This window comes from Gemmobacter denitrificans (genome assembly GCF_036964905.1).
GTDB classification, from domain to species: Bacteria; Pseudomonadota; Alphaproteobacteria; order Rhodobacterales; family Rhodobacteraceae; genus Gemmobacter; species Gemmobacter denitrificans.
The window spans coordinates 45,365-72,332 of the sequence record NZ_JBALHR010000015.1 but is presented as its reverse complement, the minus strand read 5'-3'; the positions used below and the strand labels follow the sequence as shown (position 1 = coordinate 72,332).

At 62.9% G+C, this 26,968-nt stretch carries 30 protein-coding genes and 1 riboswitch; of the genes, 11 read left to right on the top strand and 19 right to left on the bottom strand.

Features of this window, described 5'->3' with window-relative positions:
* Positions 1 to 108: 108 nt before the first annotated feature.
* The 9 genes from V6590_RS17830 to V6590_RS17790 all read right to left on the bottom strand — a co-directional run bounded on the left by V6590_RS17830 (position 109) and on the right by V6590_RS17790 (position 9,832).
* On the bottom strand, positions 109 to 1,263 hold the full coding sequence (locus V6590_RS17830; protein ID WP_335425041.1) for a M24 family metallopeptidase: 1,155 nt from the start codon (positions 1,261 to 1,263) through the stop codon (positions 109 to 111).
* Position 1,264: 1 nt separating this feature from the next.
* Positions 1,265 to 3,064 (bottom strand): aminopeptidase P family protein, encoded by a 1,800-nt coding sequence (locus tag V6590_RS17825; protein WP_335425040.1) that lies wholly within the window; start codon positions 3,062 to 3,064, stop codon positions 1,265 to 1,267.
* Complete coding sequence (locus V6590_RS17820) at positions 3,054 to 4,043, bottom strand: ABC transporter ATP-binding protein (RefSeq protein ID WP_335425039.1); 990 nt, start codon at positions 4,041 to 4,043, stop codon at positions 3,054 to 3,056. Before V6590_RS17820 ends, V6590_RS17825 begins: the two co-directional genes overlap by 11 nt.
* Positions 4,040 to 5,017 (bottom strand): ABC transporter ATP-binding protein, encoded by a 978-nt coding sequence (locus V6590_RS17815; protein WP_335425038.1) that lies wholly within the window; start codon positions 5,015 to 5,017, stop codon positions 4,040 to 4,042. Before V6590_RS17815 ends, V6590_RS17820 begins: the two co-directional genes overlap by 4 nt.
* 3 nt (positions 5,018 to 5,020) lie before the next feature.
* On the bottom strand, positions 5,021 to 5,851 hold the full coding sequence (locus tag V6590_RS17810) for an ABC transporter permease (protein WP_335425037.1): 831 nt from the start codon (positions 5,849 to 5,851) through the stop codon (positions 5,021 to 5,023).
* Positions 5,848 to 6,780, bottom strand: coding sequence for an ABC transporter permease (locus V6590_RS17805; protein WP_335425036.1), 933 nt, complete (start codon positions 6,778 to 6,780; stop codon positions 5,848 to 5,850). The genes V6590_RS17810 and V6590_RS17805 overlap by 4 nt, the downstream gene beginning before the upstream one ends.
* Before the next feature lie 78 nt (positions 6,781 to 6,858).
* Positions 6,859 to 8,439: an ABC transporter substrate-binding protein gene (locus V6590_RS17800; protein WP_335425035.1), complete on the bottom strand. Its 1,581-nt coding sequence runs from the start codon at positions 8,437 to 8,439 to the stop codon at positions 6,859 to 6,861.
* A gap of 71 nt (positions 8,440 to 8,510) precedes the next feature.
* The gene (locus V6590_RS17795; RefSeq protein WP_335425034.1) at positions 8,511 to 9,074 is read right to left on the bottom strand and encodes a helix-turn-helix domain-containing protein; all 564 of its coding nucleotides are present in this window, start codon (positions 9,072 to 9,074) and stop codon (positions 8,511 to 8,513) included.
* Positions 9,075 to 9,448: 374 nt separating this feature from the next.
* On the bottom strand, positions 9,449 to 9,832 hold the full coding sequence (locus V6590_RS17790) for a hypothetical protein (RefSeq protein ID WP_335425033.1): 384 nt from the start codon (positions 9,830 to 9,832) through the stop codon (positions 9,449 to 9,451).
* A gap of 201 nt (positions 9,833 to 10,033) precedes the next feature.
* Here V6590_RS17790 and V6590_RS17785 point away from each other — a divergent pair, with 201 nt between their 5' ends.
* Positions 10,034 to 10,921, top strand: a complete 888-nt coding sequence (locus V6590_RS17785) for a LysR family transcriptional regulator (RefSeq protein WP_335425032.1) — start codon at positions 10,034 to 10,036, stop codon at positions 10,919 to 10,921.
* Between the two features lie 198 nt (positions 10,922 to 11,119).
* Here V6590_RS17785 and V6590_RS17780 read toward each other — a convergent pair whose 3' ends face one another.
* The 9 genes from V6590_RS17780 to V6590_RS17740 all read right to left on the bottom strand — a co-directional run bounded on the left by V6590_RS17780 (position 11,120) and on the right by V6590_RS17740 (position 18,961).
* A complete protein-coding gene (locus V6590_RS17780; RefSeq protein WP_335425031.1) occupies positions 11,120 to 11,404 on the bottom strand; it encodes a hypothetical protein in 285 nt (94 codons plus the stop codon).
* Positions 11,394 to 12,446 (bottom strand): hypothetical protein, encoded by a 1,053-nt coding sequence (locus V6590_RS17775; protein WP_335425030.1) that lies wholly within the window; start codon positions 12,444 to 12,446, stop codon positions 11,394 to 11,396. The genes V6590_RS17780 and V6590_RS17775 overlap by 11 nt, the downstream gene beginning before the upstream one ends.
* Positions 12,443 to 12,853, bottom strand: coding sequence for a DUF4383 domain-containing protein (locus V6590_RS17770; RefSeq protein WP_335425029.1), 411 nt, complete (start codon positions 12,851 to 12,853; stop codon positions 12,443 to 12,445). Before V6590_RS17770 ends, V6590_RS17775 begins: the two co-directional genes overlap by 4 nt.
* Positions 12,850 to 14,340 carry an FAD-binding oxidoreductase gene (locus V6590_RS17765; protein ID WP_335425028.1) on the bottom strand — a complete coding sequence of 497 codons (1,491 nt, stop codon included), beginning with the start codon at positions 14,338 to 14,340 and terminating at the stop codon, positions 12,850 to 12,852. Before V6590_RS17765 ends, V6590_RS17770 begins: the two co-directional genes overlap by 4 nt.
* Positions 14,341 to 14,561: 221 nt before the next feature.
* Positions 14,562 to 15,737 (bottom strand): plasmid replication protein RepC, encoded by a 1,176-nt coding sequence (repC, locus tag V6590_RS17760; RefSeq protein WP_335425027.1) that lies wholly within the window; start codon positions 15,735 to 15,737, stop codon positions 14,562 to 14,564.
* Positions 15,738 to 15,918: 181 nt separating this feature from the next.
* Entirely contained in the window at positions 15,919 to 16,896 is a 978-nt protein-coding gene (repB, locus tag V6590_RS17755; protein ID WP_335425026.1) for a plasmid partitioning protein RepB, read from the bottom strand.
* 11 nt (positions 16,897 to 16,907) lie between these two features.
* Positions 16,908 to 18,080 (bottom strand): plasmid partitioning protein RepA, encoded by a 1,173-nt coding sequence (gene repA, locus V6590_RS17750; RefSeq protein ID WP_335425025.1) that lies wholly within the window; start codon positions 18,078 to 18,080, stop codon positions 16,908 to 16,910.
* A 270-nt stretch (positions 18,081 to 18,350) separates the two neighbouring features.
* A complete protein-coding gene (locus V6590_RS17745; protein ID WP_335425024.1) occupies positions 18,351 to 18,716 on the bottom strand; it encodes a type II toxin-antitoxin system RelE/ParE family toxin in 366 nt (121 codons plus the stop codon).
* Entirely contained in the window at positions 18,713 to 18,961 is a 249-nt protein-coding gene (locus V6590_RS17740) for a ribbon-helix-helix domain-containing protein (protein WP_335425023.1), read from the bottom strand. Before V6590_RS17740 ends, V6590_RS17745 begins: the two co-directional genes overlap by 4 nt.
* 114 nt (positions 18,962 to 19,075) lie before the next feature.
* A riboswitch (TPP riboswitch) is annotated at positions 19,076 to 19,176 on the top strand.
* 52 nt (positions 19,177 to 19,228) lie between these two features.
* On the opposite strand from V6590_RS17740, the gene thiD reads away from it, so the two are divergent.
* Genes thiD through V6590_RS17690 form a run of 10 tightly spaced genes read left to right on the top strand, consistent with a single transcriptional unit; the run spans position 19,229 to position 26,574 of the window.
* The gene (gene thiD, locus V6590_RS17735) at positions 19,229 to 20,032 is read left to right on the top strand and encodes a bifunctional hydroxymethylpyrimidine kinase/phosphomethylpyrimidine kinase (protein ID WP_335425053.1); all 804 of its coding nucleotides are present in this window, start codon (positions 19,229 to 19,231) and stop codon (positions 20,030 to 20,032) included.
* Entirely contained in the window at positions 20,025 to 20,990 is a 966-nt protein-coding gene (locus V6590_RS17730) for an FAD-dependent oxidoreductase (RefSeq protein ID WP_335425022.1), read from the top strand. The genes thiD and V6590_RS17730 overlap by 8 nt, the downstream gene beginning before the upstream one ends.
* Positions 20,980 to 21,177: a sulfur carrier protein ThiS gene (gene thiS / locus V6590_RS17725; RefSeq protein ID WP_335425021.1), complete on the top strand. Its 198-nt coding sequence runs from the start codon at positions 20,980 to 20,982 to the stop codon at positions 21,175 to 21,177. Before V6590_RS17730 ends, thiS begins: the two co-directional genes overlap by 11 nt.
* 4 nt (positions 21,178 to 21,181) lie before the next feature.
* On the top strand, positions 21,182 to 21,943 hold the full coding sequence (locus V6590_RS17720; protein ID WP_335425020.1) for a thiazole synthase: 762 nt from the start codon (positions 21,182 to 21,184) through the stop codon (positions 21,941 to 21,943).
* A complete protein-coding gene (locus tag V6590_RS17715; RefSeq protein WP_335425019.1) occupies positions 21,940 to 22,536 on the top strand; it encodes a thiamine phosphate synthase in 597 nt (198 codons plus the stop codon). Before V6590_RS17720 ends, V6590_RS17715 begins: the two co-directional genes overlap by 4 nt.
* Positions 22,533 to 23,486, top strand: coding sequence for a ThiF family adenylyltransferase (locus V6590_RS17710; RefSeq protein ID WP_335425018.1), 954 nt, complete (start codon positions 22,533 to 22,535; stop codon positions 23,484 to 23,486). The genes V6590_RS17715 and V6590_RS17710 overlap by 4 nt, the downstream gene beginning before the upstream one ends.
* 10 nt (positions 23,487 to 23,496) lie before the next feature.
* Positions 23,497 to 24,447, top strand: a complete 951-nt coding sequence (locus V6590_RS17705; RefSeq protein ID WP_335425017.1) for an ABC transporter substrate-binding protein — start codon at positions 23,497 to 23,499, stop codon at positions 24,445 to 24,447.
* Positions 24,444 to 25,121, top strand: coding sequence for a TenA family protein (locus tag V6590_RS17700; protein ID WP_335425016.1), 678 nt, complete (start codon positions 24,444 to 24,446; stop codon positions 25,119 to 25,121). The genes V6590_RS17705 and V6590_RS17700 overlap by 4 nt, the downstream gene beginning before the upstream one ends.
* Positions 25,121 to 25,846, top strand: a complete 726-nt coding sequence (locus V6590_RS17695) for an ABC transporter ATP-binding protein (RefSeq protein WP_434063281.1) — start codon at positions 25,121 to 25,123, stop codon at positions 25,844 to 25,846. The genes V6590_RS17700 and V6590_RS17695 overlap by 1 nt, the downstream gene beginning before the upstream one ends.
* Positions 25,834 to 26,574 carry an ABC transporter permease gene (locus tag V6590_RS17690; RefSeq protein ID WP_335425014.1) on the top strand — a complete coding sequence of 247 codons (741 nt, stop codon included), beginning with the start codon at positions 25,834 to 25,836 and terminating at the stop codon, positions 26,572 to 26,574. The genes V6590_RS17695 and V6590_RS17690 overlap by 13 nt, the downstream gene beginning before the upstream one ends.
* A 170-nt stretch (positions 26,575 to 26,744) precedes the next feature.
* On the opposite strand, the gene V6590_RS17685 is transcribed toward V6590_RS17690, so the two are convergent.
* Positions 26,745 to 26,960 carry an MbtH family protein gene (locus tag V6590_RS17685; protein ID WP_335425013.1) on the bottom strand — a complete coding sequence of 72 codons (216 nt, stop codon included), beginning with the start codon at positions 26,958 to 26,960 and terminating at the stop codon, positions 26,745 to 26,747.
* Positions 26,961 to 26,968 lie beyond the last annotated feature (8 nt).

Below are 26,968 nucleotides of genomic sequence, written 5' to 3'. Positions count from 1 at the left end.
GCAAGGGCCAGACATGGCGACCGACAAAGTTGTTTTCGCGTTCTGGATCGGCTTTCTCGGGAAGGTTTGCCTGCAGGATTTTCCGGTCGGCCCTTCGTTCTGATCCCCTCAGAAGGGGGCGTCGATTTCAGCAGCTGGGGTGCAGAAGGATCGACCGCCGCTTTCGGTCATGTAGATGATGTCTTCAAGACGAACGCCACCTTCGCCATAGACGCAAAGCATGGGTTCGATCGAGAAGCACATGCCCGGAACCAATACAGTGTCATCGCTGCCGACAATCCAGGGGCGTTCGTGCAGTTCAAGCCCGATGCCGTGGCCCGTGCGATGCGGCAGACCGGGAACGGCATAGCCAGGCCCGAAGCCCGCCTTTTCCAGCGAGGATCGCGCCGCCTGATCGACCGATCGGCAGGTGGCTCCGGGCTTCACTGCGGCCATCGCGGCCGCCTGGGCCGATTTCTCGGCATTCCAGAGAAAGCGTTGCCGGTCAGATGGTGGACCGAAGGCATAGCAGCGCGTGATGTCAGAATGATAGCCGTGCAGACTCGCACCAAGGTCGATCAGCACGAGATCGCCGCGCGACAGACGCTGTTCGTAGGGCACCCCATGCGGATAGGCCGTCGCTTCGCCGAATTGTGCGGCCGCAAAGACATGGTGGAGCCCTGCGGCACGATGCGCAGCCGCGATGAACTCGCAGACCTCTTTCGCAGAAATGCCATCCCGAAGACCGGCATAGACAGCCTTTTGAACCTGGAAACTGACATCCATGGCGTGCTGCATCAGGGCGATCTCGGTCGGAGACTTGATCGCGCGTTGGCCCAGAACCAGATCCTCGGCACTTTGCACGGACACGCCGGCCAGTCTCTGGAACCGATCGGCAAAGCGGAAGGGGGTGGCCGGATCAACGGCCACCCGCCCTGACACGGCGCGGCCGATGCCCTCGAACGGGTCCTCGTCCTCCTCCCAGACCAGAAACTCTCCCGGCAGGCGTACCAGGGTTTCAAGCTTGGGCCGTTCGAACTGCGGGGTGACATAGATCAGGGTGCCGTCGGCCTTGACCAGCGCACCATGAATACGCTCGGACAAGCCAAGGCTGATACCGCAGTAATAGGTCAGCGAAGCCGAGGCATCCAGCCAGACCGCAGAGATCCCCTGCACCTGCATCGACTTGCGCAAGGCAGCCAGCCGCGCGCGGTGTTCGTCATCGCTGATGCCAGGGCAGGATACCCGCGTGAAATCCAGCAGCGCCTTGTCAAATTGGGTCATGTCACACCTTGGTCAGTTCTTGGCGTAAGGGGGTGAGTCTGTGCGGCGTGGGCAGAATTGCCGCGTTGCGCTCCACCCATGCAAGGGCGGCGGGCGACAGCAGCGGGCCAAGTGTGGCGCGGATGGTCTGATTGTAGTCGATCAGCCAGCCGATCTGGTCCGGCGAAAGGCTTCCCAGATCCAGCATGTCATGCTGGATTGGTACAAGTGTCAGGTTCGAAAATTCAAGAAAGCCATCAGGGCATTGCACAACCTCGACCTGATTTTCGATCCGGATGCCATATTCGCCTGCGACATAATGGCCCGGTTCGACTGTCAGGATCATGCCGGCGGCGATGTTCACGTCGTTGACCTCCTTGCCAATGCGCAGCGGCCTTTCATGAACCGACAGACTGTGACCCACGCCATGCCCTGTGCCGTGGTCATAGTCCATGCCCAGATCCCAAAGCGGCCTGCGGCAGATGGCGTCGATGTGATGCCCTTTGGTTCCCTCCGGAAAGCGCAAGGTCATCAGGGCGTGGAATGCCTTGAACACTGCCGTGTAGGCCTTGCGATAGGCTGGGCTGACCGGACCGAACGCCAGGCATCGCGTGGCATCGGTGGTGCCGCTTTCATACTGGCCCCCGGAATCCAGCAGATAGGTTGTCCCGCCCCGGATCGGCGCATTGCTGTCCGGCGAAGCGGCATAGTGACACATCGCTGCATTCGCCCCCGCAGCCGAAATGGTCCGGAAGCTGGTCATCAGGAACCCGTCATTTCTGCGCCGCAGCGACAGGATGAGATCTTCTGCCGCAAGCTCGGTCGTGGGCAGCATCTGTTCGATCTGCGCGCAGAATTCGGTCAACGCGACGCCGTCATGCAGATGGCAGGCCCGAGTACCGGCGCGTTCGACCGGGTTCTTGATGGCCTTCGCCATGGTCAATGGGCTGATCCGGCGCAACTGGCGGGCCTGGGCCTGATCGACCAGTCGCACAACGGCATCGGGCGTGAAATCGGGGTCCAGAAGAACCGTCTGTTCCGCCGAAACCTGCGCTTCCGCCTCGGCCAGAAAGGACCCGATCGGACGGACCGAAATCCAGCGGGGCAGGACGTCGACAAGTTCGTCGGTCATTTGGCAGGGATCGACAAAAAGTTTCCCGTGACCGTCGTCGCGGATCACCAGAAAAGACCGCGCCGCCGGAACATGGGCGAAATCGCCGCCCCTCAGGTTCAGGAACCAGCCGATATTGTCGGGCTGGGTCTCGATCAGAAGATCGGCTCCGGCTTCGGCCAGGGCCCGCATCAGATCCGCGCGCTTTTCCAGAGGGCTGCGCCCGGCAAGCTGCAACGGAAAGGGCCGGATCGGCGCGTTCGGGGGGGCCGGTCGGTCATGCCAGACGGCATCGACGGCGTTCCCGTCCATGGCCCGCAGGCGATCGTCAAGCCCCGCACGGAACCGCTCGGCCCAACTGGGCGGCAAAAGCATCGCATCATAGCCGACATTCCAGGCCGGATTGGCCGCAGCCAGCCAACGGTCAGGGGCGTCCTGCACAAGATGGTGAAACCTGAATTCCGCGCCCTGGCATTCCTGCGCAGCCTGAACCGTATAGCGCCCGTCCACGAACATCTCCACCGTTTCGGGCGTGACGATGGCAAAGCCCGCCGAGCCACTAAAGCCGGTCAGCCAGGCCAGCCGCGCATCGCAGGGGGCGACATCTTCGCCCTGATGCGCGTCGAACCGCGGAACGATCAGCGCATCCACACCTTGTAATCGCATCTGCGCCCGCAAAAGGGCGATCGGGTTCAGGCATTCACTGGGCATTCGCGATCTCTTCGGACAGGTGACAGGCGACCTCACCTCGCCCGGCGACAGGGCGAAGCGCAGGGCGTTCCAGCTTGCACCGTTCGGTCGCGAGGGGGCAACGCAAATGGAACGGACAGCCGGAAGGGATGTTCAAGGGTGAAGGCAGCTCGCCCTGCAGGCGGTCGGCCTTGCCGCGCTCGTCAGGGTTCAGCGACGGCGCCGCCGACAAGAGCGCCCGCGAATAGGGATGCACAGGCATCCGGAAGACGCTTTCGCTATCGCCGATCTCGACGATACGACCCAGATAGATCACTGCCACACGGTTCGAGACATGCCGGACCAAGCGCAGATCATGGGCCACGAAGAGAATGGTCAATCCAAGCCGCTGTTGCAGATCCAGCAGCAGGTTCACCACTTGTGCCTGAACCGACACGTCCAGCGCCGAAACCAGTTCGTCGGCCACAAGGATCTCCGGCTCGACAGAAAGGGCGCGCGCAATTGCAATGCGCTGGCGCTGGCCGCCAGAAAACTGGTGCGGCAACTTGCCTGCGGCATCCTGCGGCAGCCGGACCAGTTCCAGCAGCTCGGCAATCCGGGCGGGAACCCTGTCGGGATTGCACATCCTGTGAACAGTCAGCGCTTCGGCCAGGATCTGGCCGCAGGTCATCCGCGGGTTGAGCGAGGAATGGGGGTCCTGAAACATCATCTGGACGCGCCGGTGATAAGATATCTCGGGCCGGACAAAAATATCGCGGCCCTCATGCAGGATCGTGCCGGAACTGGGCGTGTTCAGCCGCACCAGCGCGCGGGCCAGCGTTGACTTGCCGCAGCCCGACTCCCCCACCACGCCCAATGTTTCGCCTCGGAACAGCTCAAGCGTCACGCCGTTCAATGCGCTGACAACCCGGCCCGGGCGCCCCTGCAGACGGTCCATCAGACTGCGCCCCAACGGGAAACGCACATGCAGATCGTCGATTTTCAGAACGGGTTCGGTCATTGCGTTGCTCCAAGCGGGCAATGGCATGCAGCCAGGTGACCGGCCTCCAAAGCCGACAGGGGCGGCACCTCCGCTGTGCAGTGCGCGGTCGCCCGGGCGCAACGCGGGGCAAAGGCGCAACCCGGCGGCATGTTCCAAAGGCTTGGCGGCGTGCCGGGGATCGAAAACAATTCTGTGCGGGGGGGAACATCCTGCGGAACCGACCGCATCAGCCCATTGGTATAGGGATGGCGCGGATTGCCCAGAACGGCGCGCACCGTGCCCTCCTCGACGATCCGCCCGGCATACATGACGGCCACCCGGTCACAACTTTGCGCCACGACGCCAAGATCATGGGTCACCAGAATGACGCCCATATCGAAGTCGCGCGCCAATTGCGCGATAAGATCGAGGATCTGGGCCTGGATCGTCACATCCAGCGCGGTCGTCGGCTCATCCGCAAGCAGGAGTTTCGGTGTCGAGGCCAGGGCAATCGCGATCATCACCCGCTGACGCATCCCGCCCGAGAACTGGTGCGGATAGTCGTCCAGACGGCCTGCCGCGCCGGGGATACCGACCAGATCCAGCACTTCGACCGCACGGCGTATCCGCGCCCGCGCATCCAGCGTGGTGTGGGCCTTCAGCGATTCCGTGATCTGGACGCCGACTGTCAGCAGCGGATTCAGCGCTGTCATCGGCTCCTGAAAGATCATCGCGATGTCCTTGCCCAGGATCGGGCGCAGGCTGGCGTCAGACATGGCGACAAGGTCCCTGCCCTCCCACATCACCTTGCCGGCCAGCGTGCCATAGTGCCGGGTCAGACCCGGAATTGACCGAAGCGTCACCGATTTTCCCGATCCGCTTTCGCCGACCAGACCCAGGATCTCGCCACGGCGCAGATCAAGGGAAACGCCGCTGACCGCGGGAAGCAGTCGCGGGCCTTGCTTGGGCCCGAAGGTGACCGACAGATCCTGAACAGAGAGGATGGGCTGCATTCTTTACCCCTTTGGTCGAAGAATGTCGGCCAGGCCATCCCCGATCAGCGAAAAGCCAAGACCGGTCAGAACGATGGCGATGCCGGGCATCAGACTGAGCCACCAGGCGGTGGTGACGAAATTGCGGCCCTCGGCGATCAGCACGCCCCATTCGCTTTGCGGCGGCTGCGCGCCAAGGCCAAGATACCCCAGCGACGACCCCAGAAGAATTGCCAGCGCCATATCGGTCATCCAGTAGACGATCACCGGCGAAATCGCATTCGGCAGCAAATGCCGAAAGATGATGCGGCTGTTGGAATACCCCATCACCCGCCCCGCTGAGGCATAGTCGTTACCCATCTGGCCGATGATCTCGGCGCGGGTCAGCCGCGCATAATAGACCCAGCCGACCACTGTGATCGCGACATACATGTTCACCAACCCGGGCCCCAGCACCGCCACGACGGCAATGACCAGAACAAGGAACGGAAAGGTGATGACGGCATCGACAACCCGCCCGAAAATCGCATCCGCGATCCCGCGGTGAAAGCCGACAAGCGCCCCCACGATGACGCCGATCACAAATGCAAAGACCGTGGCCAGAAAAGCCATGGGGATATTCACCCGATAGGCCCAGATCACCCGAGACAGCACATCGCGGCCCAGCGTGTCGGTCCCGAACGGATGTTCCAGGCTCGGCGGCTGGTTGATCGCGGTATAATCCATGGCCGTTGGATCATGACCCGCAAAGGCAAAGGGAAACAGCGCGACGATGATCGAGGCCCCGACAATCGTCAGCCCGACGGCGAACCCCGGCTTTTTGAGGGCTTCCTTGAAACGTCCCGTCAGCATCATTGGCGCATCCTTGGGTCAAGCCAGCTCTGGAAAAGGTCGGTCATCAGGAAAACCCCCGAAACCAGCACGGCAAAGGTCAGTGTCAGGCCCTGGATCAGCGGATAGTCACGGGCGAAGATCGCCTCCAGCATCAACCGGCCAAGACCCGGCACCGCAAAGACGGTCTCGGTGACCAGGGTGCCGGACATCAGGTTTCCGATCGACAGGCCCACCAGCGTTACGGTCGAGATCAGGGCATTGCGCAGCACATGCCGGCCCAGGATCACCCGGGGCGGCAAGCCCTTCACCTTTGCAAAAGCCACATAATCGGCATCCAGCACCTCGATGATGGCAGAGCGAAGGTTCCGCAGGATGATGGCCGAAGTGTAGAAGGCAATCGCCATCGCCGGCAGGAACATTGCATAAAGCTGCCCGAACAGGCCGATCCCGGTGCCTCCCACCGGGAACAGACGCAACTTGGCGGCAAGGAAGGTCAGAAGGACCAGCCCGATATAGAAAACCGGCATCGACAGGCCGATCTGGAACACCGTCCGGATCAACGTGTCAGGCCACCGCCCCCGGTTCAGCGCAGCGACAAAGGCCAAGGGGCCTGCGATCAACAGCGACAGCCCGACCGAATAGACCGCAAGAAAGATCGTGATCGGAAGCTTGTTGGCGATGACCGCAGAAACCGGCGCGCGCATCAGGATCGACCGGCCCATGTCGCCGCTCAAGGTGGCCTTGATGAACAAAACGAATTGCGTCAGCAGCGAGTCATTCAGGCCCAGCTTCTCGCGGATCGTGGCCAGCTCGGCATCCGACGCACGATCCCCGGCCAGGGCCAATGCGGGGTCTCCCGGCAAAAGCCGGACAAGTACAAAGATGATGATCATGACAAGGGCGAAAGTCGGGATCATCAAGAGCAGACGGGTCAGGATTGACCGGGCCATTGGCGCTCCTGCTGGATGACGGAAACAAGGCCCCGACGCCAAAGCGCCGGGGCAGGACAAGACAGAAAGCGGGTCAGATCATTGCTTGATCGTGGCTTCGTCGAATTTGTTCACGCCAAGGGGAAGCTGCACATAGCCCTCCACCTTCTTCGACATCGCAACGGCATATGGGGTCTCGAAAAGCCACAGCAGTGGCGCCGCTTCAGCGTAGATTTCCTGCATTTTCCTGTAGTCTTCGGCGCGTTTGGCCGGATCCACCTCGGCATTTGCCGCTTCATAAAGACCGTTGAAGGCCGCGTCATTCCAGCCGGTGCCCACCGAATTGGCGGTCGGGTTGTAGCCCAGCCAGCCGACAACCTGCGCCGGATCGGCAACATCGTCGCTCCAGCCATAGGTATGGATGTCGAACTCGCCCGACTTGTTCTTCGCACCGCGTGTCGCGCTGTCGACCTGTTCGACAACCAGATTGACGCCAAGCGGAGCCCACATCTGCTGCAGTGCTGCGAAAACCGTCGCATCGTCAGCTGAACCGGCAAGCGTCGTGAAAGTCAGCGACGTGCCCGGCTGGATGCCCGCCTCTGCGACAAGCGCCTTGGCCTTCTCGATGTCATGGCCGTAAAGCGGCGACATATCGGCGGCCAGCGGCGTTTGCGACGACATCAGCGGCGATGACATCGGCGCCCCCGAACCCTGCAGAACCAGAGCCACCAATGCGTCCTTGTCGGTCGCGTAATTCAGCGCCTGGCGCAGCCTGACGTCGGCCAGCGGGTTGGCACTGCCATCTGTCCGGGTTTCGCGGGTGTTGATCGGCGCATAGATGATGCGCGTCGAGGGGAATAGTTCCATCCTCAGTTCGGGATCGGCCTTCAGCTCGGCCACCCGCGAAAAGGGGATCAACTCTGCGACGTCAACTTCGCCTGATTGCAGCTTCAGCACGCGGGTCGCGTCATCGGGGATGATCTCGAAGTGCACACCATCCAGGTACGGCAGCGGCTTGCCATCCGCACCCGCGCGCCAGTAATGCGGGTTGGCGGTGAAGTCCATCGTCGCGCCCTGCGAGAAGCCCGACAGGTAGAACGGGCCCGAACCGACACCCGGCTTGCCCGAAGCAAAGATCGCGGCCGATTTTTCTTGATCGGTCGCACCGGGTGCTGCGTCGAAGGCGGCTTTCGATACGATGGCGGTGCTGAACGTGGCCAGCATCGACAGGATGGCCGGGTCCGCGTGCTCTAGCGTGACGGTCACCACATTGCCTTCGGCAGACACCGTGTCGATGCTGCTGATCAGGTCTGCCCAGGAAGTCAGGTCCTTGTTGCGTGCCCGGTCCAGCGAGAACACGACGTCAGCGCCGGTCATCGGGGTGCCGTCGGCAAACTTGATATCGTCCCGCAGGGTCAGGGTCAGGGTCAACCCATCGGGCGACACCGCGTGGCTCTGCGTCAGGTTGTCGATCGCCACGCCGTCCTTCATCGTCAGCAGCGTGTCGAAAAGGTTCATCACCATCCAGATGTCAGGGTTACGGTCAGCATAGATCGGGTCGATCAGCTTGGAGCCGTCATAGCGCGCGAAATTCAGGACTCCGCCGCGGTCCTGTGCCCAGGCTGTGGAAAGCGACCCGGCAAGCAGTGCGATCATGGCGACCGTCGAAAAGAGTTTCATTCATTCCTCCCTGCGTTTTGTTTTCAGGGGAAACTACTCAAGCGGTCGCGAAAGTCCAGATTTTTTTAGTGCTACTTAAATTTTGAGGGGAGCGTCGAGACCCAGAGTTCGACACTTTCACCTGCGCTCGTGACGATGGAATGGTGTGGGATCATGGTGTCGTGGTGGATGGTATCCCCCGGACGCATAACAAAAACGTCCTTGCCCAGATGGTATTCAAGTTCACCTGCCATGAGGTAGCAGAAAGCTTCACCGGGATGCTTCATATGCTCGGAAACATGCCCTGATGGACGATGAACGATTGTCGGGTAGAAGGTCGCACCCTCAAAGCTGGGGCCCAGCTTTTCATAGAATCGCCCTGCATCTCCCATACCCCAAAGGGGGCGCTTCCCTTCCTGAAGGTGCGGGTGACCGTCAGGCGCGATGCTCAACATCTCGTCGATGGTCGTTTCGAGCGCTTGCGTGATGCGAAGCAGGGAAGACAGGGACGGCGAGCAAAGCCCCCGCTCCATCTGGGAAAGGAATCCAGGTGTCACATCGGTACGACGCGCGAGTTCCTGAAGCGTAATCTTCATGCGCTTTCGTCGATCTCGAAGAGCTTCGCCGATCTTCCCAGTGATAATCGGCTGCGCCATGCCCGCCTCGTCCCTTGTCCAATTCGCTGGGGGACAACCTTCTACTCAAAGCCGGTCAATGCAAGTGGGGCCTGCGCAAAAACCGGTCATTGGCTGCCCCGACCAAGGGATCCCGGTCGATGCAGCCTGTTCCGCAGAACCGGCGGCATGCGCCTCAGCCGATCCGCACCACGACCTTGCCGCGCGGGTTGGCGACCAGCCGGGCAAAGGCGGCGGCATGGTCGGCCAATGCGAATGTGCTGTCGATCCGGGGGCGGTGGTGCGCGGCCACAGCCGGAGGAGCGGGCCTGCCCTGCGGCAAGGCCGGGATTCGTAGTGACAGTCATTGCAGGATTTTCCAGTTTCTGGCGGTCGCAACCGCGATAAGGTCAGGATCATGCGGCACGATCCCCGGCATCCCGACGAGGCCGATCCGAGACAAAGCGCGTGGCCGTTTCCGCCACGGGCACCGAGATCAGCACGTTTTGGGGGGCGCGCTTGTGCACATGCCCGCGCGTTGCGGCAGGGGCGGCCCGTGGCTTGGCAATGGCGATGGCCCGCTGCGGGGCCAAACCTGCGATCAGCCGCAGGATATAGGCCCGCTCATGCTCGCCCACGCCCTGCCCCCAACGGATCTCCATGGGAAGCTCGTCAGGCGCCTTGCTGCCCGCTGCCACGGCGCGCAATACCTTCGCAAAGCTAGTGACGGTAAAGACATTCTCGACTTGGCCATAGCCGACAAAACAATCGCCAACGATGAGTGCGGTTCGGTTTACCATTGGTCCCTCTCTGAAATCATACTGCGCAGCCAGGGCAGGCAGGTTCTGGGCACTGGACAGCCATGCTGCACTGCAGAGAGTTTATTGACTCAACCGGTGATAGGCCTACAGTAAAGCATGAAACCCCCTTTTTCAGTTTTGGCGACAGGTCACCGGCCCCCCTGCCCCAGGTAATGATTTGGAAGCACCACGATGCGCGGCATGAACTGGGACAACGTGAAGTGCTTCATTCTGACAGCGCGGGCCGGATCGCTGACCACCGCCGCCAATCGCCTTGGGGTCAGCCCGGCCACCCTGTCGCGTCGCCTCGCCAATCTGGAACATGATCTGGGCCGCCTGCTGTTTGCCCGCACGCCCACCGGCTATATCCTTACCCGCGAGGGCGAAGACCTGTTGCTGGATTGCGCGACCATCGAACAAGGCTTCACCGATCTTTCCTGCAAGCTGGAAGGCACCGGGCACGAACCTGCCGGCAATGTGCGCATTGCGGTCAGCGAGAATATCGCGAACCTGATCCTGATCCCAAGACTGGCAGACTTCCTCGCGCGCCATCCGCTGCTGCAAATCGAATGTCTGACCGGCATTCCGTCCATCGCTCTGCATCAGCGCGAAGCCGATATCGCAATCCGGGTTTCCATTCCGGAACAAGGCGCGTTCAAGGCCCGCTCGGTCGGTTCACTCCATCATGCCTTGTACCTGTCCCGCAGCATCGACCCCAGCGGCCTGGGCAGCGATCTTGGCATTGTCGGCTGGTCCGATGGCCATGATGGCCTGCCCATTGCCAAGGCGGCCATGGCCCATTCGCATTGGCGCAACCCCGCGATCAAGGTCAGCTCGCTGCAGGGTCACGTCGCTGCGGCAGAGGCCGGGCTGGGCTATGCCTACCTGCCCTGTCTGGTCGGCGATCGCTCGGCCGGGCTGGTCCGCGTCGCCGGACCAGCGGGATTCCTGCGGCAGGATATCTACATGGTCCTGCACAATGACAGCATCGAAATGCCCAGGATCAGGGCTGTCGCCGATTTCGTGGTGGGCTGCATGGACGATGCAAAACACATGCTTCAGGGCTCAGAACCGCCGCCGACGCCATAGACCCAAGCCGGGGGCATGCAGTGAATGGCGCAGAAGGGGCATTGCAGCCTTTTGTGAACGACAGATATAAAACTGAAAAATCTCAATTTATCAAATAATATCAGTCACCTAACCATTTCCCTGCCAGATTCTCGGCTTGAACTGCCCTGCGCACCCGCTCCACGGCATCAAGGGCACGATGCGGGCACAGCGCAAGGCTCACGGATTGGGAACACAGCCCCTGAGCCGCGCCGGCAGAACAAGCCAAGCCCCCTTGCGGTACAGGTTCATCGCCGCATGGGTTTCATTTGATGCCACGGTCAGACTGAAGGCAGATACAGACAGGACCGAGCTTTCTGCGCCCAGGTTGCGCTGCAATGTGCGGCTTGGAAACAAGACCACGAAAGCCGGGGCATCGTCGGTGGCGACCGTCACCAAGGCAATCAGGGCCAACCAGGCGGTGAACATCATCGCAAGGGCACCGAGTGCGGATTTAATAGTCATGGATATGTTCCAGCCGCGCCGCACTGCCCTTCAGACCGCGCAGGCTTTCACCAAGGTCCGCAATGCGGATCATCACCAGATGCCTGTAGTCTTCGAACCCCTGCCGGTTCAGGCTGTCGATGGCCCCCGGATACACCGGATCAGGGCTCAGGATCGTGAACATGATGTCATCATTCCCCGCGATCTCCACAAATTCAACACCACCAGCGGCAAGCTTCTCGATCAGCAGCGTCAGGGCGCGATAGCGGGGGGTTTCGATCTCGATCCCTTCGGGACGGGCGCCAATGACCGTCACGCCATCGATCGCGGAAAGCGTCTGCGCCTCCATCCCGGTGACGATCATCCGAAGCGTCAGCGCGTCGTTCCCGGTCTGGGCCACGGCTGCGGCGATCACATCGGCATATGCGGCCTTCGCGCGATATTCGAGCCCAAGGGCAACCCGGCGTTCCGTGTCGCGCACGCCCATGCCCTCGGCATCTGCCAACGCTGTGGCATCGCGGCGGAAGTCCCATTTGTACCACGGTATCTGCTGAAGGAATGCGGCATATGCCTTGGCCTGGGCCGCCGACAGATCATCAAGCGGCGCGCGTGCCGGACCGCGCAGAACGGCAAAAGCGCGGCCGATGGTTTCCTCATAGGCGGCCTTCAGCAGCAGCTCGGCCGTAAAGCTGACCCCGATGACATAGACCATCTGCTTGGTTTCCAAATCCACCGGCCCCAACTGGCCCGCGCTCCGCGACAGCGCGCAGAGCGATCCCCAGAACCCCGCAATGCCATTGATGAAGCCATATTCATGCGGGTCCCCGGTTTCGATCACACGGGCATAATCTTCGTAGGCATGCACGATGTGCCACTCGGGGTAGGTCAACAGGGTGCGGCTTTCGGGGCGATGATGCGCAGGCGGCAGGATCGGCTGCAGGCTGACAGGCGATCCGGCGGGGCGGCAGGCTGTCTCGGTATAGGCGATGGGTACAAAAAGAGCGAGACACAGGACCAGCAGCCCCAGAACCGCCCGCTTGACCCAACGCGCAAGCGTCTTCATGCCGGGCGCCCGATGTTGCGCAGGCCTGCCCAGGCGGCAAGTCCGCCCAGGGCCAGATGCGGGGCGTTGGCCAGAATGCGCCCGATCGAAAGGTCCATGCCCGCCGAGCCATTGGTGAAGATGCCCAGATCAAGATAGCCATAACCGGTAAAGAACCCGAACACGCCATCGCCAAGATAGGCCAGCCCGAACAGCACCAGAAATGATCGCGCCGCCCTGTGCGATGTCAGCCCGGCCACCAAAGCCCATAGCGCCGAGGCCACATGCAGCGCGTCGTCGTAGATATCCAGCGCGAAAATCCCGAAAGCCAGGCCGTTTTCATCGGTCAGTCCGGGAATGTAATTGAGCGAGGCCGCGATCATGAGCGCCCCGAAATAGCCGAGGCAGAGCTTTTGCAGAATGGTCATAGGTGCCCCAAATAGCTGTCCCAAAGGTTGTTTCGCAAAACCAGATGCGGATCAAGTCGGCGCTTTTGCGCCGCGAAATCGACGGCACCACTATAGACTGCGGCCATCTGATCCAACCGCGCATGAGGGCGGTAAGGCAGATAATAGGCGCCGCCGATCTTCGCGATCAGGTCAATCAATTGCTCGGTCATCCGCTGCATATCCGCTTCGGCGCGGGCGGTCATTTCCTGACTGAAGGACATGACGGCAGCAATGCGCGGCGTGGTGGCATAAGACAATGCACTTTGATCGTCTTGCGCAACATAGCGCAGGGTGACGTTCAGGAACTCCTGATAGGAACTCGGGATCACGGCCCGGCAGGCCTCCAGAAACGCATCGAAGACGTCAAAGCTGATGAAATACTCGTGCAGGATATCCGTACGGTTCGGGTCGCGGTCATCCAGCGTTTGTACGGGTTCGTTGATCAACGCGTTTCGCGTGGTCTCACCACCCCCCAGAACCGTGCCCAATTCTGTTTCACACCACCACCGGACGGACTTGAAGGTTTCATTCCCCAATTGCGCCCGATACAGCCGCGCTGCCGCCCGCGACACCCAGCCCGAGCCGGGTGCGGGCGGCAGATCGGATTGGTCTGGCGTTTCGCGATAGGTAATCAACAGCGCCTTTTCAAAGAATCTCGCCCGCTCGACGTTCAGCCGTCCATAGGCCATGGATACGGTCCGATCGTCCACTGCCGCCCGAAAGGCTGCGGGGAAATTGGCGGCAGGCATCAGGTCGAAACGCGGGATCAGCCGACGGTTCGGCACCATATCCACGTCGAGGTCGAGGATGATCCCGATCAGCCCATACCCGCCCATCGCGAGACGGAAAAGATCGGCGTTCTCGGACAACGAGCAGGTGACGACATCGCCAGAGGGCAACAGCATCCGCAGCGACCGGACCGTGGCCCCCATTGGCCCAAAGGGAACGGGCCAGCCATGGGCATTGACAGAAAATGTGGCCGCCACGCCAAAGTCGTGATTGGACTGCATGACAGCGGGCGACCAACCTTGCGGATCAAGCGCTGCGATCACCTGCGACCAGCGCGCACCCGCATGCACCCGATAGGTTCGGTTTGCGCTGTCCAGTTCCAGTGCGCCATTGTCGAAGGTCAAGGCCGTTCCCTGGCGGGGGATCGCCTGCCCCCCCATCGAATGCCGGGCCGCGCCAACATTGACGGGCCGTCCTTCGGAACTGGCTTCAGCCAGTTCCCGGCGAAGCGCCGCGATCAGGGCATTATCCGCGCTTTCCGTCAGGATCAGATGTTTGTGGATCGGCATGGCTGAAAGCCCGCTGGCATCATTCATGAGGACGGCGCTTGACGCTTCACCACCCAAGCGCTTGACGCCGTCATAAACCGGCAGGTCGCTGCCAAGGCCACGCGCGGCAAACCACCCAACAGCAGCGCCACCAAGCGTCAGTGCGGACCGTCGGGTGAAGCTCTTCATCGGTCGGTGGCCTTCGGGTTGGCGCTGGTCTTGTCTTGAAAGGCATGGGCAGCCCTTCAGGTCATAGGTGTGCCCCGAGTTTTTCAGCCGGGTCAAGGTTGCTCTCGCGCCCCTGCCCTTTTGTGACCTTGTGTCCAGATCACCGCAGGTATCGTCAGTCGACCAAAGAAAGTTCACAGCTGTGAACTTTCCTCTGTCTGGCACAGGTTCGCGCCCGAAGTTCACGCCGCCCGCCGGTCGCCTTTCATCAGGGCCATCACCATGGGACCCGGAGAAAACGCGCCTTCCAGGGCTTTGCGAACAAGGCTGCGCAGATAAGCGCCCGGCGATTTCAACTGGTCGAACCTTTGCAGGATTGCGGCCAGAACGACGGCGGCTTCTTCCGGCCCCAGGGCCTCGCGCGCTTCGTTCCAACCATCGGGGGAAATCCCCATCATGGGGCGCACGGTTTCCGCCAGGCGCACAAGTTGGTGCCAGTGACGCAAGGGGGTCTCTGCATAGGTCTGGATTTCAGGACAGGCCGACAGCACCAAGCCCAGCGGAAGGCGTGGGGCAGGGCGGTCGGGATCAGGTGCCGCCGCCGCATCTGCGTGTTCCTTGCGATCTTCAAGTTCTTTTAGTTCTGTATCTGAATTCTGATGGTGCTGCTCATTTTGGGCATGATTGCTGCTCAGTTCTGCGGAAACAGGTTCCAGAATATCCCTGGCCTCGGTCAAGGCTTTGGCCAGTGCAGCTTCAAGCGCGGCAAGGTCTTCCATATCCAGCTTGCGCCGCAGCGCCCGGGCTGTCAGGGCAGCAAGGTCTTGCAGCCGGGGCCAGAGGCCCAGATCGGGGCGGCATTCCTCGCCCCATAGGGCCAGCCCGGCCAGATCACGTCGCATCAGGCTGACGGTTTCGCGCAGGCGGGTGAACCGCTCGGCCTTGGCCCGGACGGCCTCGGCCATGGCGCAGAATTCTTCATGGCGCTGCACAAGCGGCGTCAGGTCAAAGCCAAAGGCCACTTTGCCGCCTGCCGTTTGCCGGGCATAGCGCTTGCCATTCGGGCTGTCGCGCCGCGCCACCACACCGGCCGCCACCAGCGCCGCCAGATGGCGCCGCATGGTTGAACAGGGCATGCCATTCAGACGCGCGCAAATCGCCTCGTTGGAGGCATGGACCACCAGGTCGGCACGGTTGCCCGCCAGAATGGTCTGGGGGTGAAAGCTGATCAGGGCCTGCAGCACCGCGATGTCACGGTCAGTAAGCCCAAGCGCGGCGCGGGCCACGCCGATTTCGCGCAGAGCCTCCCATTTGTTGATCCCTTGCGGCGGCAAGGAATTGGCCGCCTGACGGCGGTCACGTTCCAGAAGCGCAGCATCCACCGCGCGCCGGAACGGCGTGACTGGGCTGTATCCCATGTTCAATTTCACGACGGCAATAAAAAACCCACCCGCGAATCACTTCGGACTTGCGGAAGTTGCCGGGGACCGCTACCTTGAAGGTGCTAAGATCAAAGGGGGTCTCGTAAGGCGAAAGCTTTGCGGGGCCTTTCTTTTACCGGGGTCGTGCCTCCTGTTCCTGTTATTGTTGCTCGTGCCCTTACGCGCGCTGCTTCCAGCGCGCGTGAAGTTCGGCCAGAAGGGCAGGGGCCTCGGCTGCCACGAAATCGGCAAACCCCTCCGCATCCGGTTTCAGATCCAGCCGCAGCCCTTTTGGCCCCGCCTGAAGATGGCCGACCACGCGGCCCTCCAGCGTCAGCGGCTGCTTTTCTGTGGCTGATGGCGCTGCGGGTTCGTTCGGCGCGGTGGCCGGGCGGCGCGTCACATGCGCCAGCACGGCCTCAAACCCTTCGGAGCCCGCGTCCTCACCTGTTGCATCCGAACCCATGCGCGCCTGCATCGCGATCCAGGCGAGATCCTGGTGATTATGCGCCCCCTCTTCCAGGGCGCGGGCAAGCGCCTCCCAGCGGGGCCGCCCGATGCCCGGCGCCGGGCCAATGGCCTGCGCCAGATCAGGCCCCACGGCCCGCGCCACTGACAGGGCCATGGAGATGGCGGATTTCGTGGTGTTCAGCACTTCGGCAATCTGGGCCTGCGTGCCAAACTCGCCCTGCATCAGCTGTTCGGCAAACAGGGCGCGTTCGATATAGGACAGATCGCGCCGGGCCGTATTTTCGGTGATCTGCGCCCGCAGCGCGGCGCTGTCATCCATCTGCGCAATCAGCGCCCGCACCTTCGACACCTTGTCGGAAGCGCGGATCGCCTCCAGCCGGCGACGGCCATAGACCAGCAGGTAACGCCCGGCATCTGCCGGGTCGCGCCGCACCAGAATCGGCACGGTCTGGCCATTCGCCTCGATGGAGGCGCGCAGATCAGCCATATCGCGCGGGTCCAGCCGGTCGGCCGGGCGCGGATCGGTGATCGTCTCGGGGTCCAGCTCCCAGACATGATGGGCATCCACCGCATCGCGGGCCGAGCGCAGGGCCCGGTTGGTGGACATCATGCTGGCCGCAGGCGCGGCCCCCACGGCCGCCAGCCCATCCAGCATCGACAGGCGTTTCTTCTTGCTGTCAGACATCCCCGCCTCCCTTACCGGCCCCAGGTTTTCTGAATGAGCTGCGCAATCTCGTCATTCACCGCATTCACGCTTTCCAGCGCGCGGTCATAGGTGGAACGGGTGAAGGCGCTGCGTTCGACTTCGTAGAGCGTCTGCTTGGTCAGACCCGCATCAGAGATCGCGGTGGATTTCAGCATCGGCGCATTCAGTACCCGGTCGCCATACATGGTGCGCAGAAAGGCTACGATCCGGTTTTGCGGTGCATCGGTCGGTTCATAGCGCGTCAGCAAATAGCGCATCCAGTCATGCGACATGTCGGCACCGCTTTCGGCGATCACATCCATCAGATCGGCGGTCATGCGCAGGAATTGCGACATCGACATCACGTCAAGCATCTCGGGGTGGATGGTGACCAGCACGCCAGTTGCCGCCGAAAGCGCCGACATGGTGAGAAAGCCCAGCTGCGGCGGGCAATCGATCACCACCACGTCGTAATCGGCATCGACCTGCTGCAAGGCATCGCGCACCCGGAAGAAGAACAGCCCGGCATTGCCCTGCGACAGGGCGCGCGGCGTCTCATGTTCGAATTCCATAAGTTCAAGATTGCCGGGGATCAGGTGGAGATCGGGGATATAGGTCTTTCGGATGACCTCGCGGATCGGCACCGGCGAATCGTAGCGGATCGCATCATAGAGCGTGCCGCCATCGATCAGGTCGAATTCCGGCTGCACGCCATGCAGCGCGGTCATCGAGGCCTGCGGGTCGAGGTCGATCGCCAGCACGCGATAGCCGGTCAGCGCCAGCCGCTGCGCCAGATGCGCGGCAGAGGTGGTCTTGCCCGAACCGCCCTTGAAGTTCATCACGCCGATCACCTGAAGATGATCGCCCTCGCGCCGGCCCGGAAGGTAGTCACCCGGCTTGCGCGCGGTTTTCTCCAGCAAAATCCGCAAGTCACGGATATCTTCGGCGGAATAGAGGCGGCGATTGCCCGGCGTCACCTCGGGCGAGGGGCCTTTGCCTTCCAGGTTCAGCTTGCGCAGATAGCTGTCATTCACCCCCAGCAGCGCGGCGGCCTCGCCCGAGGTGAATTTGCGCAGGGTCTTGGACGCATCCGGCGGGAACATGCTTTCACGTTGCGCGTGCAATTGCGCGGCCAGCAGTTCAGAATGCTGGCGGATCACCGAGTTGAGTTCCTCGTGCGGCATGGTCTTGCTCTTCTGCTCTTTGTTTCGCGTGCCTTCCGCATCGCTTTCGGCGCTGCATCGTGTTCACGGAAAATTACGTTTGATCACGCTTTTCCGTGACTATTGGGCGAAATGTCAGATTCGTGCAAGTGATTTCTAGATATGGCGTCAAGTTGGGTCTGGCCCACTGCCGCTGGATCACTGCGCGGTGGCGTTCATCCGGTGATAGATCGCAGGGCAGGGTGCCGGGATCATCCGAATCCTGCGGGCCTATCAAGATCGGCTGGCCTTTCACCCCCGGCCCTTCTGCAGCAGCCGGACCAGCATGTGACGCTGGTGGTCTTGCGCGCCGAAGAAGACAGCCAGCACACGGATCTGCCGGTTATCAGGGTCGGGAACGAACCAGTAGACGGCGTTGTCGAGTGCAAGATTTCGCAGCCCCGGCAAAAGGTCGCTTTGATCGCTGCCCCGATAGGGGGCAATGCGCAGACGTTCGGCGGTTGTGATGATCGCTTCAATCCGAACCCCGGCGCGGTGGCGTGCTTCGGGCATGCTTTCGCCGAAGGTGCGATAGGCGCGGACCAGGTGGTCTTCGATCAGGGCAAGATCATCTGCCGCCGCCGCCGCAAAGACGACTGTCCAGTCTGTGTCGCTCATTCGGCGCGGCGGGCGGCGATGCGCGCGCGCAGGTCATCCCCGGTCACGAAATCACCGGTCGCACGTTCAGCAAGCAGGGTGCGCAAGGCGGCCCGGTCGGCCTGCGCATCGGCATCCTGCTGCCGCAGAAGGTCAAGCCCCTGCTGCACGACTGCACTGACAGATGGGAACCGACCGCCTTCCACCAGAGCTTTGGCGAAGGCATGCTGGTCATCACGAAGCGAGATGGAACTTTTGATGGTCATGGCATCCTCCACGCCGGAAGTATGACCAGGTGGCACCGAAACATCAAGGGACTTGGCGGATCAATTCCTGCACAGGCGCTCTTGTCAGGGTTCTGGATTGAGAATATCTCATCTGCACAACCGTTGGGGTGCCCTTTGCGGGGCTGAGAGGTGAAAGCCAACCCATCGAACCTGATCCGGATCATACCGGCGGAGGGAACGGTGAGCACGATCAATGCCGTGCGTTACGTCCGTATTCTTGCGCCGATATTCAGCGAGGAGCGGACATTGGTGCCGATAGCTTTGACGATAGCGGGCTCTGACTCGGGCGGGGGCGCGGGTGTTCAGGCGGATCTGAAAACCTTTTCGGCGCTTGGTGTTTACGGCGCGAGTGTCATCACGGCCTTGACCGCACAGAACACGCGGGCTGTCACCCGGGTCGAACCTGCCAGCCCTGCGATGATCGCCGCACAGATGGCGGCGGTGTTTGATGATCTGGATGTGCGCGCCGTCAAGCTGGGCATGCTGGGTGGGGCAGAGGCGATTGCCGCAGTCGCGCGGGGGCTTTGCGGCTGCGCGCGCCCCATCATTCTGGATCCGGTCATGGTGGCAAAATCCGGCGACAGGCTGTTGCCGCAAGACGCCGTTGCGGGTTTGCGCCACCAGCTTTTGCCGATCGCCACGGTTCTGACGCCAAACCTGCCCGAAGCGGCCGTTCTGCTGGATTGCGCGCCCGCGCAGGATGAAGCCGAAATGATCCGCCAGGGCCATGCCTTGCGTGCCCTCGGGCCACAAGCGGTGTTGATGAAGGGCGGTCATGCCGAGGGTGCGCATTGTGTTGACCTGCTGATCACCCCCGATGGCATCACCCGGCTGACTGCGCCGCGTCGTGCCACGCGCAACACACATGGAACAGGCTGCACGCTTTCTGCAGCCATTGCGGCCGGGATGGCGCAGGGGATGTCGCTATCCCGGGCTGTGGCCCGCGCGCATGGCTATCTGCAGGGCGCCATCGCGGCGGCGGACGGGCTGGGCGTCGGGTCTGGTCATGGGCCGGTGCATCATTTCCACGCGGTCTGGGCCCATGCGTGACGTCACGATCATCGGGGCAGGGGTGGCGGGGCTGTGCGCGGCCCATGCGCTGGTCAAGGCGGGCCTGACCATACGCCTGATCGACCGCAAGGGCCCGCCGGGGCCGCATGGCTGTTCATGGTGGGCAGGGGGCATGCTTGCGCCCTTTTGCGAAGGGGCCGTGGCCGAACCTGCCATCGTGGCCCATGGTCAGGCCGCTGCGGCGTTCTGGTCAGAGGTGACAGAGGTGGTTCATCGCGGATCGCTGGTGGTGGCGCTGCAGCGGGATCAGGGCGAATTGGCGCGGTTTGCACGTCGCACGTCGGGCCATTGCCGTGTCGATGATCTGGCGGCCCTGGAGCCGGACCTTGCCCCCCACAAGGGCGCGCTGTTCTTTGCAGGCGAGGCCCATCTCGACCCGCGCCGCGCGCTGTCTGATCTGGTCAGGGTGCTGGCAGAGCGCGGGGTGGAGATCGAGCGGGCTGAGGTTACCCCGGATGCGCTGGAAGGGTGGGTGATCGACGCGCGGGGCATGGCGGCGGCCCTGCCGGGCTTGCGCGCTGTGCGCGGCGAAATGGTGATCTTGCGCACGTCGGACATCATGCTTTCGCGCCCGGTCCGGCTGCTGCATCCGCGCCACCCGCTTTATGTGGTGCCGCGCGCGGGTGGGCTGTTCATGCTGGGGGCCACGCAGCTTGAAAGCAGCCAGCGGCGCGGGATTTCTGCCCGTTCGGTGCTGGAATTGCTGAGCGCGGCCTATGCGCTCGACCCGCGTTTTGCCGAGGCGGAACTGCTGGAAACCGGGGCGGACCTGCGCCCGGCCTATCCCGACAATGTCCCGCGGGTGACGGTGCGGGGGCGCGTGCTGCATCTGAACGGGTTGTTCCGCCATGGCTATCTGATCGCGCCCGCATTGGCGGCGCAGGCGGTCGCGTATCTGACCAGGGGCATAAAGGGGGATCTGGTGCATGAAGATTGAGGTGAATGGCGAGGGTCGCGCCGTGGTGGGGCAGACGTTGGCCGAGGCGCTGGCGGAACTGGGCTGGGGCGCGGCGCGCGTGGCCACCGCAGTGAACGGTGAGTTCGTGCCAAAGACCATGCGGGCAGGTCTGATCCTGAAAGACGGCGACCGGCTGGAAGTGCTGGCCCCGATGCAGGGGGGGTAGAAAGATGCGCGATTTCTATGGGGTCAATCTTGATCTTCCGCTGATGCTGGGGACGGCACAATATCCCTCTCCGGCTGTGATGGAGGCCGCCTTTCGCCAGTCGGGCGCATCGGTGGCGACGGTTTCGCTGCGCCGCGAGGGCGGGCAGGGACAGGCCTTCTGGGAGATCATCCGCGGGCTTGGGGTGCATGTCCTGCCCAATACGGCGGGGTGCTACAGCGCGCGCGAGGCCATTACCACGGCGCAGATGGCCCGCGAACTGTTCGAGACGAACTGGATCAAGCTTGAAGTGATCGGCCATGCCGACACGTTGCAACCGGACCCGTTCGGGCTGCTGGATGCCACCGAGGCGCTGGCCGCCGACGGGTTCGAGGTCTTTCCCTATACGACCGAAGATCAGGTTCTGGCCGCGCGTCTGCTGGAGGCCGGGGCCAAGGTGCTGATGCCATGGGGTGCGCCCATCGGATCGGGGCTGGGGCTGAACAACCGCTACGGGCTGAAAACCCTGCGCGCGGCGTTTCCGCATGTGCCTATGGTTGTCGATGCGGGGCTTGGCTTGCCAAGCCATGCCGCAGATGCGCTGGAAATGGGTTTCGACGCCGTTCTGCTGAATACGGCAGTCGCGCAGGCTGGCGATCCGGTGGCGATGGCGCGGGGGTTTGCCCTTGCGGTCCGGGCGGGCGCATTGGCGCGGCAGGCAGACCCGATGACACCGCGCGAGATGGCCGTACCTTCTACCCCTGTTCCCGGAAAGGCCTGGCTGTGACGCTTCCCCGCTTCTACCCCATCTTCGAGTCCGTCGCGTGGCTGGAACGCGCGCTGCCGCTTGGCGTGAAGCTGGTGCAATTGCGCATCAAGGATCGCCCGGCAGAAGCCTTGCGCGCGGATATCCGCAATGGGCTGGCACTGGCGCAGGCGCATGGCGCGGCGCTTGTGATCAATGATCATTGGCAGTTGGCGATCGAGGAAGGCGCAGATTGGCTGCATCTGGGGCAGGAGGATCTGGACACCGCCGATCTGCCGGCCATTCGTCGCGCAGGCCTGAAACTGGGCCTGTCCACCCATGACCATGCGGAGCTTGATCGCGCGCTGGCCCTGTCGCCCGACTATATCGCGCTTGGCCCCGTCTATCCGACGATCCTGAAGCAGATGAAATGGCACGAGCAAGGGCTGGATCGTGTCGGAGACTGGAAACGGCGGGTGGGGGACATTCCGCTGTGCGCCATTGGCGGCATGACGGTCGCCCGCGCTGAAGGGGCGTTTCATGCCGGGGCCGATATCGTTGCGGCGGTGACTGACATCACGCTGCACCCTGACCCCGAGGCCCGGATCTGCGACTGGCTGAGGGTCTGTGCATGAGCCGCTATGCCCGTCAGACGATATTGCCCGAGATCGGCGCGGCTGGACAGGCGCGTCTGGCGCGCGCGCATGTGCTGGTTGCCGGTGCGGGGGGGCTGGGCGTGCCGGTCTTGCAATACCTGGCTGGCGCGGGGATCGGGACGATCACGCTGGTTGATGTCGACCTAGTTGCGGAACACAATCTGCACCGCCAACCGCTGTACCGCATGGATCAGATTGGCCAGCCAAAAGCACAGGCCGCGGCCAATGTCCTGACTGCCCTGAACCCGGATGTGAGAGTTGTTCCCGTCATTGAGATGCTGGACCCTGCCAATGCGCCGCCGCTGGTGGGGGCGGCCGATCTGGTGCTTGATTGCGCCGATACATTCGCGGCCAGCCTGACACTTTCCGACCATTGCCACGACCGGGGCAAACCGCTGATTACCGCCTCTGCACTGGGGCAGGCGGGCTATGTCGCAGGGTGTTGTGGGGGATCACCCTCGCTGCGTGCGATTTTCCCCGATCTGCCCGAACGCGGGGCGAGTTGTGCGACCGCCGGGGTAATGGGCCCCATGGTGGGGGCGGTCGGGGCGTTGCAGGGACAGATGGCGCTGTCGGTTCTGCTGGGGCTGGCGCCGTCGCCGCTGGGCCAGATGATCACCGTTGATACTGCCCGCTGGCGGTTTGCAGGGTTTCGGTTTGACCGTGCCCCTGAACCCGAACGCCCGTTGCGGTTTATCGCGCGCAATCAGATCCGGTCTGATGACCTGCTGATCGATCTGCGGGCCGAGGCCGCGCCATTCAGCCCCGGTGCGCGCCATGTTCCGCCCGCAGGTCTTTGGGCGCTGGCCCCCCCGGATGGCCGCCGTGTCGTTCTGGCATGTGCCACCGGCCTGCGCGCGCACAATGCCGGGCAAGAGCTGCAAGCCCGCTGGCCGGGCGAGATCGCCCTGCTGGCCATTCAGTCCTGAAAGGAATGCCATGAAAATCCTTGTTGCCGCTGCGGCCATGACGGCTGCATTTTCCCTGCCCGTCGCCGCACAGGACCGGATCAGCCTGATGCTGGACTGGTTCGTGAACCCGGACCATGGCCCGATCATTCTGGCGCAGGAACTGGGCTATTTCGACGAGGCCGGGCTGGAGGTCGAGATCGTCACCCCATCCGACCCGAATGACCCGCCGCGCATGGTGGCTGCGGGTCGTGTCGATCTGGCGATCAGCTATCAGCCGCAACTGCATCTCAGCCGTCATAACGACCTGCCGCTGCGCCGGGTTGGCACGCTGATTTCTTCACCCTTGACCTGTCTTGTCGTACTGGCCGATGGCCCAGTTCGGAACATGGCAGATTTGCGCGGGCGCAAGGTGGGCTTTGCCGTGGCGGGCATACAAGAGGTGATGTTGAACGCGATGCTGGCCCATCACGGCATGGCCCCGGAAGATGTGGACCAGATCAATATCGGATGGTCGATATCACCTGCCCTGATGGCGGGGCAGGTGGATGGCGTCATCGGTGCATTTCGCAATTTCGAACTGAACCAGTTGGCACTGGAGGGGATGACAGGGCGCTGTTTCAACCCCGAAGCCGAGGGCGTGCCCGCCTATGATGAATTGATCTATGTTGCCAATCCCGACCGGATGGATGCAGCCGTGATCGACCGCTTTCTGGGCGCGACGGAACGGGCGACAGGCTATATTCGCAACAACCCCGCGCAGGCATGGGAGATGTTCGCCGCGACAGCCGCTGAATTGCAGACCGATCTGAACACCCTTGCGTGGGAAGATACCTGGCCCCGCTTTGCGACCGATCCCGCCGCATTGGATGCGGGGCGCTATGCGCGCTTCGAGGCATTTCTGGCCGAACGCGGCGCAACGGCAGGCGGGCTGCCGGTTTCAGACCTTGCGGTCGATGTCACCGCCGGGGCGCTGCAATGAGCGATCTGCCCGATTATGGCCAAGCCTTTGCCCGTTGGCGGGCAGAGGCGCCCGCCTGGGACGCCTATACCCATCATGCCTTTGTCGAGGGGCTGCGGACAGGGCGGTTGCCGCGCGCGAATTTCCTGCATTACCTGCGGCAGGATTATCTCTTCCTGATCCAGTTTGCCCGCGCCTGGGCTCTGGCCGCCGCCAAGGCCGAGACCTTGGCTGAGATACAGGCCGCTGCCGCCACTGTGCAGGCTTTGGCGCAGTACGAGATGCCGCTGCATGTGCAGGTCTGTGCCCGTGCCGGGATCGACACCGCCGCGCTGGAGGCAACCGAGGAAGCGCCCGCGAACCTTGCCTATACCCGCTATGTGCTGGAGGCGGGCTATTCTGGCGATTTCCTGGACCTGATGGCCGCGCTGGCCCCTTGTGTGCTGGGCTATGGCGAGATCGGTGCCCGGTTGAAGGGGAGCGGGGGCCCCTATTGCGACTGGATCAACGCCTATGCGGATGAAGGGTATCAGCGACTGTGCCGCGATGTGGGGGCGTTGATCGATACTGCGCTGATCACCCGGCTGGGGTCTGATTGGGCCAGCTTGCCACGCGCCCGCCAATTGTCTCGGCGTTTTGCCACCGCCACCCGGCTTGAAGTCGGATTCTGGCAGATGGGACTGGACGGCGCATGATCGCGCTTGGTGTCATGGGCGACCTGTGGATGGGCGACGCCCCCCTGATCCGCAATCTGGCACTGGATATCCCGGCGGGGCGCTGGTCTTGCTTGCTGGGCGCATCAGGGGTTGGCAAATCCGCCATCGCGCGGCTGATTGCGGGCCTGCCGGGGCCGCAGCGGCTGAAAGGTCGGCTGATCGCCAGAGACGGCCTGCCGCTTGCCGGCACTGTGACAATGATGGCGCAGGGCGAACACCTTCTGCCCTGGGCCGATCTGGTGCAGAATGTGACCATCGGCGCAAGGTTGAGGGGGGCGCAGCCCGATATGGCCCGCGCCCATGCGCTGCTGGCGCAGGTGGGGCTGGCGGGGTTGGAACATCGTCGCCCCGCCGAGCTTTCCGGGGGGCAGGGTCAGCGTGTGGCACTGGCGCGGGTGCTGATCGAGGATGCACCGATCGTGGTGCTGGACGAGCCCTTTTCGGCGCTGGATACGGCAACCCGGCTGGCCATGCAGGACCTTGCGGCAGCCCTGCTCAAGGGGCGCACGGTTATCCTGATCACCCACGATCCGCTGGAGGCCATTCGCCTGTCGGATCGCGCATGGCTGCTGGGGCCTTGTGGGGCAGAGGATCTCGGCTTGCCAGAAGGCGCGACCCCGCGTGATTTTCGTGCGCCCGAGGTTCTGGCAGCGCAGGCGGCGTTGCTGGCGCGTCTGCATCGGAACATCGCATGCGCTGGCTGACCCATTTGCTCCTGCGCGCGATTGCGGCGGCTGGATTTGCGTTGACGTTCTGGCACTTTGTCGTCTGGGCGACGGGCGTCCCCGGGTTCATCCTGCCAGGCCCGGCGCGCGTCGGTGCCGCCCTCTGGGACAAGGCGCCACTTCTGTGGGAACATGCGCAGTTCACAGCCGTCAACCTGCTGACCGGCCTGGCCGCAGGGGTCGCGCTTGGCGTGGTGACGGCGCTGAACCTTGCGCTGTCGCCGGGCGCCCGGGTCTTGCTGCGCCCGATGCTGATCTTCGCGCAGGCCGTACCCGTTTTTGCGCTCGCACCGATCCTGACACTTTGGCTGGGCTATGGGGCGGCCTCGAAGATCGTCATCGTCATGCTGGTGATCTATTTTCCGGTCACCTCGGCCTTCTTTGATGGCCTGATGCGTCTGCCTGCGCCGATGAGCGATCTTGCGCTGATGATGCGTGCCACGCCGCTGCGGCGTCTGGTCCTGCTGCAGGTGCCTCATGCGCTGCCCGCGCTCGGCTCCGGGCTGCGACTGGCGGTGGTCTATGCCCCCTTTGCCGTGATCATCGGAGAATGGGTCGGCGCGTCACGAGGCCTGGGCTACCTGATGCTTTTGGCCAATGGGCGCGGTCAGACGGATCTCATGTTCGCGGCGCTTTTCGTGCTGGCGGCCATCAGTTTCCTGCTTTTTGCAGCTTTGGAGACGCTTGCGAAGGGCATCAGGGCCTGATGGCTGGATGCCGCATCCTCTGTGCTGTCCGAAGGCGATGGCTGTCGCCTTCTCAGCACTGTCACATCGATGGATCGGGGGGCAGTCGGCCCCCGGTTTCCATGTCCTTGGCTGCCGCGCGCCATGTCTGGTGCGACCCAGCGATCGGAGCTTGCGAAGGACCCCGCGGTTCAGATGCCGCGCGGCAGGCCTTCGCGCTCCATCGCTTCGCGCAGCGATTTGGGGCGCATATCGGTCCAGACCGTGTTGATGTGGTCAAGGCAGGCCGCCTTGTCGCCGCGCATGCCTTCCGCCTGCCAGCCCAAGGGGATTTCCTTGTCAGCCGGCCAGATGGAATACTGCTCTTCATGATTCACCACGACAAGATATTCCGGTTCGTTGGTCATCGCATGCC

Excerpts from the sequence above, each read along its gene's own strand:
- V6590_RS17830 (WP_335425041.1), bottom strand. The coding sequence starts at position 1,263 with ATGACCCAATTTGACAAGGCGCTGCTGGATTTCACGCGGGTATCCTGC.
- V6590_RS17825 (WP_335425040.1), bottom strand. The coding sequence starts at position 3,064 with ATGCCCAGTGAATGCCTGAACCCGATCGCCCTTTTGCGGGCGCAGATG.
- V6590_RS17820 (WP_335425039.1), bottom strand. The coding sequence starts at position 4,043 with ATGACCGAACCCGTTCTGAAAATCGACGATCTGCATGTGCGTTTCCCG.
- V6590_RS17815 (WP_335425038.1), bottom strand. The coding sequence starts at position 5,017 with ATGCAGCCCATCCTCTCTGTTCAGGATCTGTCGGTCACCTTCGGGCCC.
- V6590_RS17810 (WP_335425037.1), bottom strand. The coding sequence starts at position 5,851 with ATGATGCTGACGGGACGTTTCAAGGAAGCCCTCAAAAAGCCGGGGTTC.
- V6590_RS17805 (WP_335425036.1), bottom strand. The coding sequence starts at position 6,780 with ATGGCCCGGTCAATCCTGACCCGTCTGCTCTTGATGATCCCGACTTTC.
- V6590_RS17800 (WP_335425035.1), bottom strand. The coding sequence starts at position 8,439 with ATGAAACTCTTTTCGACGGTCGCCATGATCGCACTGCTTGCCGGGTCG.
- V6590_RS17795 (WP_335425034.1), bottom strand. The coding sequence starts at position 9,074 with ATGGCGCAGCCGATTATCACTGGGAAGATCGGCGAAGCTCTTCGAGAT.
- V6590_RS17790 (WP_335425033.1), bottom strand. The coding sequence starts at position 9,832 with ATGGTAAACCGAACCGCACTCATCGTTGGCGATTGTTTTGTCGGCTAT.
- V6590_RS17785 (WP_335425032.1), top strand. The coding sequence starts at position 10,034 with ATGAACTGGGACAACGTGAAGTGCTTCATTCTGACAGCGCGGGCCGGA.
- V6590_RS17780 (WP_335425031.1), bottom strand. The coding sequence starts at position 11,404 with ATGACTATTAAATCCGCACTCGGTGCCCTTGCGATGATGTTCACCGCC.
- V6590_RS17775 (WP_335425030.1), bottom strand. The coding sequence starts at position 12,446 with ATGAAGACGCTTGCGCGTTGGGTCAAGCGGGCGGTTCTGGGGCTGCTG.
- V6590_RS17770 (WP_335425029.1), bottom strand. The coding sequence starts at position 12,853 with ATGACCATTCTGCAAAAGCTCTGCCTCGGCTATTTCGGGGCGCTCATG.
- V6590_RS17765 (WP_335425028.1), bottom strand. The coding sequence starts at position 14,340 with ATGAAGAGCTTCACCCGACGGTCCGCACTGACGCTTGGTGGCGCTGCT.
- repC (WP_335425027.1), bottom strand. The coding sequence starts at position 15,737 with ATGGGATACAGCCCAGTCACGCCGTTCCGGCGCGCGGTGGATGCTGCG.
- repB (WP_335425026.1), bottom strand. The coding sequence starts at position 16,896 with ATGTCTGACAGCAAGAAGAAACGCCTGTCGATGCTGGATGGGCTGGCG.
- repA (WP_335425025.1), bottom strand. The coding sequence starts at position 18,080 with ATGCCGCACGAGGAACTCAACTCGGTGATCCGCCAGCATTCTGAACTG.
- V6590_RS17745 (WP_335425024.1), bottom strand. The coding sequence starts at position 18,716 with ATGAGCGACACAGACTGGACAGTCGTCTTTGCGGCGGCGGCGGCAGAT.
- V6590_RS17740 (WP_335425023.1), bottom strand. The coding sequence starts at position 18,961 with ATGACCATCAAAAGTTCCATCTCGCTTCGTGATGACCAGCATGCCTTC.
- V6590_RS17730 (WP_335425022.1), top strand. The coding sequence starts at position 20,025 with ATGCGTGACGTCACGATCATCGGGGCAGGGGTGGCGGGGCTGTGCGCG.
- thiS (WP_335425021.1), top strand. The coding sequence starts at position 20,980 with ATGAAGATTGAGGTGAATGGCGAGGGTCGCGCCGTGGTGGGGCAGACG.
- V6590_RS17720 (WP_335425020.1), top strand. The coding sequence starts at position 21,182 with ATGCGCGATTTCTATGGGGTCAATCTTGATCTTCCGCTGATGCTGGGG.
- V6590_RS17710 (WP_335425018.1), top strand. The coding sequence starts at position 22,533 with ATGAGCCGCTATGCCCGTCAGACGATATTGCCCGAGATCGGCGCGGCT.
- V6590_RS17705 (WP_335425017.1), top strand. The coding sequence starts at position 23,497 with ATGAAAATCCTTGTTGCCGCTGCGGCCATGACGGCTGCATTTTCCCTG.
- V6590_RS17700 (WP_335425016.1), top strand. The coding sequence starts at position 24,444 with ATGAGCGATCTGCCCGATTATGGCCAAGCCTTTGCCCGTTGGCGGGCA.
- V6590_RS17690 (WP_335425014.1), top strand. The coding sequence starts at position 25,834 with ATGCGCTGGCTGACCCATTTGCTCCTGCGCGCGATTGCGGCGGCTGGA.
- V6590_RS17685 (WP_335425013.1), bottom strand. The coding sequence starts at position 26,960 with ATGACCAACGAACCGGAATATCTTGTCGTGGTGAATCATGAAGAGCAG.